Below are 7,485 nucleotides of genomic sequence, written 5' to 3'. Positions count from 1 at the left end.
GCGCGGCCTCGACCAGGCCAGGGTCCACGTCGTTCAGGCTGACCTGCGCGATGCGCGCGAAGAACGGCACCAGGTTGGCCGACAGCGGCACGATGGCCGCCCAGGTGCCCAGCGTGGTGCCCACCAGCAGCCGCGTGAAGGGCAGCATGGCGATCAGCAGGATGATGAAGGGAATCGCGCGGAACGTATTCACCGTGATCGACAGCGCGCGGTTCAGGCGCGGCTTCGGATATAGCCCGCCCGAGGCCGTCACGGTGAGCACCAGCGCCAGCGACAGGCCCAGCGCGATGGCGATCACGGCCGACACGCCCACCATCGCCAGCGTCTGCAGGAAGGCCTGCAGGTATTTATCAAGCATCGGCAGCGACATAGCCCAGCACCTCGATCTGATCCGCCGCCAGCGCGGCGCGCGCGGCTTCCTGCCGCAATATGCCCGCGGGCACCGACACCAGCAGGCTGCCCTGCGCATGGCCGCCCAGCCGGTCCAGCCCGCCATGCAGCAACGTGGCGCCCGGTCCCAGCGCGGCCAGCGCCGCCAGGGGCACGCCCTGCGCGCGGCCTGCGCCGGTATAGCGCAGCCGCAGCACGCCGCTGGCGCCGGGCCCTTGCGGCTCGGGCGACAGGCGCGCGGCCAGGTCGGCCGGCAGGTCGTGCTGCAGCGGCCGCAACAATGCGCGCGTGGCCTCGGCCCCGGGATCGCCGAACACGCGCCAGACCTCGCCCTGCTCGACCTTGCGGCCGCCGTCCAGCACCAGCACCTGATGGCAGATTTCCCGGATCACCGCCATGTCGTGCGTGATCAGCACCACGGTCAGGCCGAGCTTGCGGTTGATGTCGCGCAGCAGCGCCAGGATGGATTGGGTGGTTTCGGGATCCAGCGCCGACGTGGCTTCGTCGCACAGCAGGATCTGCGGCTCGTGCACCAGCGCGCGGGCGATGCCGACCCGCTGTTTCTGGCCGCCGGACAGCTTGGCCGGATAGGCATCGGCCTTGTCGCGCAGGCCCACCAGGTCCAGCAGCGCGTCGACCCGGACGCGCGCGGCGGCGGGCTTGACGCCGGCCACGCGCAGCGGCAGCGCCACGTTCTCGGCCACGGTCTTGGCCGACAGCAGGTTGAAGTGCTGGAAGATCATGCCGATGCGGCGCCGCAGCGCCACCAGCCCGTCCTCGTCCAGCTGCCCGACATCGGCGCCGTCGATCAGCACGCGGCCGGAGTCTGGGCGCTCCAGCATGTTGATGGTGCGCAGCAAGGTGGACTTGCCCGCGCCGCTGCGGCCGATGATGCCGAAGATCTCGCCGCGCGCAATGGCAAAGGACACGTCCGACAGCGCCGCCACCGGGCCTTGCGGCCCCTGGTAGCGCTTCTGCAAGTTGTCGAACACGATGTGCTCGCGGCCGCGCGCCGCCTCGGGCGCGCTGGCCGGGGCCGCGCCGGCCAGCGGCTCGGCCACGGGAAGTTCGTAGTGCTTCATGATGGATCGCGCCAGCCGGCGTCAGAACACCGGAATGACCGAACCTTCGTACTTGCTCAGGATGAACTGGCGCACTTCCTCGGAATGGTAGGCCTTGACCAGCTCCGGCACCCAGGGCGCGTTCTTGTCCTGCTCGCGCACCACGATGATGTTGACGTAGGGATTGTTTTCCTTCTTCTCCACGGCGATGCCGTCGCGCGTGGCGATCAGGCCGGCCTGGTAGGCGAAGCTGTTGACGATGGCCGCCGTGTCCACGTCCGGCAGCGAGCGCGCCAGCACCACCGAGGCGCTCTCGACGAATTCCAGTTTCCTGGGGTTGGAGGTCACGTCGGCCAGCGTGGCCGTGCCGGTGAACGGATCGAAGCCATCCTTGAGCGTGATCAGTCCCTGGTCGCGCAGCACCACCAGGGCGCGCGTCTGGTTGCTGGGATCATTGGGAATGCCGACCTTGGCGCCCGGCGGCAGGTCCTTGAGCGACTTGTACTTCTTCGAATAGAAGGCGATGGGCGAGATCAGCGTATTGGCCACCGGCACCAGCTTGTAGCCGCGCTGCTTGATCTGGTCCTTCAGGAAGGGAATGTGCTGGAAGGCGTTGGCTTCCAGGTCGCCGTTGTTCAGCGCCTCGTTGGGACTGGCGGTGCCGGTGATCACCACCGGCTCGACGGCCAGGCCGTTCTTCTTGGCAACCTGCGCCACCACTTCCCAGATCTGCTCGTCCACGCCGCCGCGCACGCCGACCTTCAGGGGCTTGGGATCGGCCGAGAAGGCCGGGCCGTGGAACATGGCGGCCGAGGCCAGGATCGCGCCCAGCAAGCGCTTGAAAAATCGCCCGCGCGCCGAACGCGCCGCGTGCGCTTGCTGCTCCCCGATGGGCTGCGTTTCGTCCTGGGCCAGTCCGGCGATGAAAAAACGAGTAGTCATGATGGAATCGCCTCTAAGTCTGTGCAGTTATGAGAGTGAGACGATTCTAGGGACGCGCTTATCGCGGACGAACGAATACTTGGTTGAGTCCTTATTACACGGGTGTTTCGATATGGCGCGGGCGCATATGCCGGCCCATTGCGGATTGCGGCAAGCAGCCTGGATGCGCCACGCGACGATGCGGCCGGGCCGCGCCGCTCAGAACGGCTTGACCACCGCCAGCGTGACGATGGCCGCGGCCGCCAGCACCGTGAACGGCGCGTACAGATCCAGCGCCGGCGGCCGTCCGCCGGCGCCGCGCGCCATGCGGCCCAGCGCCGCGCTCTGGATGCCCAGCAGCGCCGACAGCACCGCCGCGATGCCGATCTTGACCCAGATCCAGTTCATCGCGAACCAGCCGAAGCTCATGGCCAGGTGCAGGCCGACCAGCCAGCTCAGGGCCATGGCCGGCGTGGTCACGAACAGGGTCCAGCGGCGCAGCGCGCCCAGCATCTTGCGTTCCTTGGGCGCCTCGCCTTCCTGCGGCTGGGACGTCAGCAGGAACAGCGACACGAACAGCGAGCCGCACAGCCACGCGGCCACGGCCGCGACGTGAAGCATTTTCAGGAGTTGGTAGGTCATGCGCGGATTATCGCCGCTGGCGGGCGCGGCGGCGCGCCGATGGCGGCGCGCGAACCGCGACGAATTGTCGCGCCCCGCCGCCAAAGTCCGTAGCCGCTACGAGGTCGAGGCCGGCCGCGCCGTCAGCGGCGCCGCGCCATCGGACGTCTCGGCCGCGCCGGGCGTCGCCTCGGCCGCCAGGCTGCGCCGGTAGCTGCCGCAGCCCATCGCCAGCAGGACCACGCAGGCGACCGCCGCCGCGCCGATCATCGCGGACAGCGACTGCCCCACCGCCGCCGGATCGCGGAACCAGCGGTCGGTCAGCAAGGCCACCGCCGTGGTGCCCAGGCCCAGCCCGATCAGGTTGGAGATCAGCAGGAACAGCGCCGAGACCTGCGCACGCAGCTGGTTGGGCGGCAGGATCTGCATCGCGGCCGTCGACGTGGGCATGGGAAAGGACGCGAAGAACATGGCCGGCAGGAGCAGCCCCACCGACAGCCACAGCGAATCGACCTGCGTGAACGCCACCGCCGGCACCGCCATGCAGGCCGCGCCGATCACGCCGGCCCGCAGCGGCGCGTCGGCATGGCCGCGCCGCGCCAGCGCATCCATCAGCCAGCCGCCGCAGAACACGCCGGCGGTGTTGGCCGCCAGCACCACCACGCCCAGCATGTAGCCCGCCTCGGTCGGCGACAGGCCGAACTTGCGCATGTAGAAGGCCGGCGTCCAGCCCAGCAGCGCGAACAATGCCATCGCGTAGAACGAGAACCCCAGGAAGTGGCAACAGAAGGTGCGCCGGTGCCGCGCCAGGAAGCGGAAGGTGTCGCCGATGGCGGGCTTGCTGGCGCGACCGTCGGCGCCCAGGCGCAGGCCGCGCCGGCCGGGATCGCGCACCGTCAGCAGGATCAGCAACGCCACCAGCAGGCCCGGCAGCCCCACCACGAAGAACGTCACCTGCCAGGGCCGCAGCGCGCCCAGCAGCGGCAGCGCCACGGTGTCCACGCTTTTCAGCAGGTTGATCACGTAGCCGCCGATCAGGAAGGCCAGTCCGCCGCCGATGAACGAGCCGATCGAGTACACGCCCACGGCCCGGCCCAGCCGGTCGCGCGGGAACATGTCGCTCAGCATCGAGTAGGTGGCGGGCGACAGCGCCGCCTCGCCCACGCCCACGCCAATGCGCGCCAGGAACATCTGGGCGAAATTGCGCGACAGGCCGCAGACGGCGGTCGCCAGGCTCCAGAAGGCCACGCCGATGGCGATGATGCGCGGCCGCGAATAGCGGTCGGCCAGCAGCGCGATGGGGATGCCCATGAAGGCGTAGAACAGCGAGAACGCCAGCCCGTGCAGCAGGCTGAACTGCGTATCGGTCAGGCCCAGGTCGCGCTTGATCGGCTCGATCATCAGCGCCAGGATCTGCCTGTCGACGAAGGAAAATATGTACGCTAGCATGCAGACTAGGACCACGTACCACTCGTAGGCGTAGCGGCGCGCGGGCGCGCTGTCGGGGATATCGCCAGTCATGTCTCTTCCCTTGCGTGGCGGCGCTGTCGCGCCAGCCTTGTTCCGGCCGGCCACGCATCGCCTGCTTGTGTGCGCCAGGTCCGGCCGCCGCGCGGCGCTCGTCCTGGAGTTCCCAGGCCGGCCCGGCGGGCGCGGCCTGGTCCGTCAGTTGTAGGCCTTTGCCGGGCGCGGCTCTATACGGGGCGCGCAAGCACTGTTCCCGGGGCGCAGGAAAACATGTTCCAAGACTCGATTCCGCTGCAACGCCATTGCCTGCTCGACTCGGCCAACATGGCCGAGATCCGGGACCAGGTCAGCCATCACCTTTGGTCGCACCATATGCGCGTGCCCCAGGGAAATCCCTTGCAGTCGCGCCTGTACGGCGTGTATTTCGGCAGCGCGGCGCTGTTCGACCTGCGCTATGGGGCCGAGGTCGAGATCGACGCCGGCGATATCGCCAGCTATTACCTGGTGCGCGCCACGCTGGCGGGCAGCGGCATGGTCGAGCTGGGTCGCCGCAGCGCCGCCATCCGCGCCGGCAGCCTGACCGTCTCCTCGCCCTCCGAGCGCAGCCTGATCCGCGTCGGCAGCGACTGCCGCAGCCTGATCCTGCGGGTGGAGCGGCCGGCGCTGGAGCGCCGCCTGCAACAGCTGCTGGAGCGCCCGCTCAGGGCTCCGCTGGTGTTCGACGTGGACGTGGCCGAGGGTTCGTCGGGCATGGCGGCGGTGCGCCAGACGCTGGACTATCTGTGCCGGCTGCACCAGGACCCGGACATCGACCAGCTGGCGCCGGCGCTGGCGGCGGGCTTCCCGGACTACCTGATGTCATTGCTGCTGATGCAGCTGCCGCACAACTACAGCGACGCGCTGCGCGCCGACCGCCGGCAACCGCTGCCGCTGCACGTCAGGCGCGCGCGCGACTACATCGAAAGCCATCTGGACGAGCCCGTCACCCTGGCGGAGCTGGCCGCGCTCTCCGGCGTGTCCACCCGCACCTTGCAGAACGGCTTCGCGCGCTTCCTGGGCCAGAGCCCCATCGACTACATCCGCGGCCAGCGGCTGGCCCGCGTGCACGCGGCGCTGGAACAGGCCGGACCGGGCGACAACGTCACCGATATCCTGCTGCGCCACGGCGTGACCAGCTTCGGCCACTTCGCCAGCCACTACCGCAAGCGCTACGGCTGCCGGCCGTCGGACACCCTGCGCAGCCGCTAGCGCCGGCACGGGCCGGCGCCCACGCGTCGGCTCAGCCGCCGGCGCCGCGATGGCGGTATTCGCCCGGCGCGCCCAGCACCGCCTGGAACTTGCGGGCTTCGCCCGAATAGGCATGCTTGGCCGGTATGGTCAGCGTGGCGCCCGACAGGCCGTTGCGCTTCGGTCCGCAGGACCAGAAGCTGTCGGAGATCTCGGCGTACGGCACCCGGGCCACGACGCGCGGCGGCTGGCCGGACTTGGCGCCGCCGGACTTGGCATCGGCCAGCCACTCGATCCAGACGCGGCAGCTGACATGCTCGAAACCCACGTTCTCCAGGATCACCCGGTAGGTGCCCTTCGCATCGCCGGAACGCCAATGTCCGCCCTCCAGCGTCGCCACGAGTTCGGCCTCGTCCAGATTGGTGTCGGGACTGACATCGGCGCTGGCATCGGCTCCCGCAACGGCGGAAGCCGCCAGGAACGAAAGGCTCAATAGCGCTGCGGCAAGGATTTTCATGATTCTGACGGCCTGTTGGAAAGCGATGTCGAAAATTGGAGCATGCGCCCGCCGTGGTTTGTAGCACACCGCCAGGTCGGCCCGAATCCCTTGCCGGAATGGAACGGCGCTTGCGCGTTCGGCGCAGACCGTCCGCCGTCCGCGCCGCTAGGATCGTCGCATCGTCATCAAGGAGCACGATCATGCGCGTCACTGTCATCGGAGGCGGACACGGCTGCTACGCGGCCGCCGCGGACCTGCACGAAAAAGGCCACGAGGTGCGCTGGTGGCGGCGCGACGCCGAGGCCGGCGCCGCGCTGGCCAAGGCCGGCGGGCTGGAGGTCACCGACTATCGCGGCGCCCGCCGCATCGCCGTCGGCGACGGCCCCGGCCAGCTGCGGCTGGCGCGCGAACTGCGCGACGCGGTCCAGGGCGCCGAACTGATCGTCATCCCGCTGCCCGCCACCACGCACGACGATCTGGCGCCCCGGCTCGCGCCGCTGCTGGAGGACGGGCAGGTGGTGTTCCTGCCGCCCGGCACCTTCGGCTGCCACCTGTTCGCGCACGCCCAGCGCCAGGCCGGCAACCGCGCGCAGGTCGCCTATGCCGAGACCGGCACCCTGCCCTACCTGGCGCGCAAGCACGGCCAGCGCGTGGTCATCAGCGGCTATGCCACGCGCCTGCCCACCGGCGTCTTCCCCCTTCGGCTGGCCGATGCCGCGCTGCGGCGGCTGGCCCAGGCCTATCCCAGCGTGGAGCCGGCCGGCGACGGCCTGTCCGGCGCGCTGATGAATGCCGGCCCCATCATCCACCCGCCGCTCATCCTGATGAACGCCGGCCCCTTGCAGCATTTCGAGCGCTGGGACATCCACAACGAAGGCACCCAGCCGGCCATCCGCGCCGTGACCGATGCGCTGGATGCCGAGCGCGTCGCGCTGCGCGAGGCGCTGGGCTATGGCGCGCCGCATTTCCCGCTGGCCGACCACTACGCCCAGGAAGGCGATGAATGGATGTACGGGCGCGGCGCCCATGGCCGCCTGACCGACAGCGGCGACTGGCGCGAGACCATCGACCTGCACCGCCACCGCTACATGCTGGAGGACACGCGGCTGGGCCTGTCCTTCCTGGTGTCGACGGGCCGCTGGGCCGGCGTGCCCATGCCGGTGGCGCAAGGCCTGCTGGCCCTGGCCTCGGCGCTGACCGGACGTGACCTGTACGCCGAGGGCCGCACGCTGGAGAACCTGGGCCTGTCCACTCTGTCGCGCGCCGACATGCGCGCGCTGCTGCAGGAGGGCTATTGAG

At 69.8% G+C, this 7,485-nt stretch carries 7 protein-coding genes and 1 pseudogene; 2 read left to right on the top strand and 6 right to left on the bottom strand.

From position 1 onward, the window contains the following. The 5 genes and pseudogenes from KDH83_RS07125 to KDH83_RS07105 form a co-directional block, all read right to left on the bottom strand. Window positions 1-370 (bottom strand): annotated as a pseudogene (locus tag KDH83_RS07125) (ABC transporter permease); the annotation flags it as partial. Beyond that, complete coding sequence (locus tag KDH83_RS07120) at window positions 351-1,472, bottom strand: ATP-binding cassette domain-containing protein (protein ID WP_212313877.1); 1,122 nt, start codon at window positions 1,470-1,472, stop codon at window positions 351-353. The pseudogene KDH83_RS07125 and the gene KDH83_RS07120, both read right to left, overlap by 20 nt. 21 nt (window positions 1,473-1,493) lie before the next feature. After that, the gene (locus KDH83_RS07115) at window positions 1,494-2,255 is read right to left on the bottom strand and encodes a MetQ/NlpA family lipoprotein (RefSeq protein ID WP_249204917.1); all 762 of its coding nucleotides are present in this window, start codon (window positions 2,253-2,255) and stop codon (window positions 1,494-1,496) included. Window positions 2,256-2,591: 336 nt separating this feature from the next. Further along, entirely contained in the window at window positions 2,592-3,014 is a 423-nt protein-coding gene (locus tag KDH83_RS07110; RefSeq protein WP_212313873.1) for a CopD family protein, read from the bottom strand. Between the two features lie 96 nt (window positions 3,015-3,110). Further along, on the bottom strand, window positions 3,111-4,514 hold the full coding sequence (locus tag KDH83_RS07105) for an MFS transporter (protein ID WP_212313872.1): 1,404 nt from the start codon (window positions 4,512-4,514) through the stop codon (window positions 3,111-3,113). A gap of 216 nt (window positions 4,515-4,730) precedes the next feature. Between KDH83_RS07105 and KDH83_RS07100 the strand changes: the two genes are divergently transcribed. Next, on the top strand, window positions 4,731-5,708 hold the full coding sequence (locus tag KDH83_RS07100; protein ID WP_212313871.1) for an AraC family transcriptional regulator: 978 nt from the start codon (window positions 4,731-4,733) through the stop codon (window positions 5,706-5,708). Window positions 5,709-5,739: 31 nt separating this feature from the next. Here the strand turns inward: KDH83_RS07100 and KDH83_RS07095 are convergent, their stop codons facing one another. Further along, window positions 5,740-6,204, bottom strand: coding sequence for a hypothetical protein (locus tag KDH83_RS07095; protein WP_212313870.1), 465 nt, complete (start codon window positions 6,202-6,204; stop codon window positions 5,740-5,742). A gap of 182 nt (window positions 6,205-6,386) precedes the next feature. Here KDH83_RS07095 and KDH83_RS07090 point away from each other — a divergent pair, with 182 nt between their 5' ends. Next, entirely contained in the window at window positions 6,387-7,484 is a 1,098-nt protein-coding gene (locus tag KDH83_RS07090; protein WP_212313869.1) for an NAD/NADP-dependent octopine/nopaline dehydrogenase family protein, read from the top strand. Window position 7,485 lies beyond the last annotated feature (1 nt).

Origin of the sequence: Achromobacter sp. Marseille-Q0513, from assembly GCF_018195695.1 — a bacterium.
In the GTDB taxonomy this organism is placed as follows: domain Bacteria; phylum Pseudomonadota; class Gammaproteobacteria; order Burkholderiales; family Burkholderiaceae_B; genus Achromobacter.
Note: the sequence above shows the minus strand (reverse complement) of the source record. Positions and strands in the feature narration are given on the sequence as shown.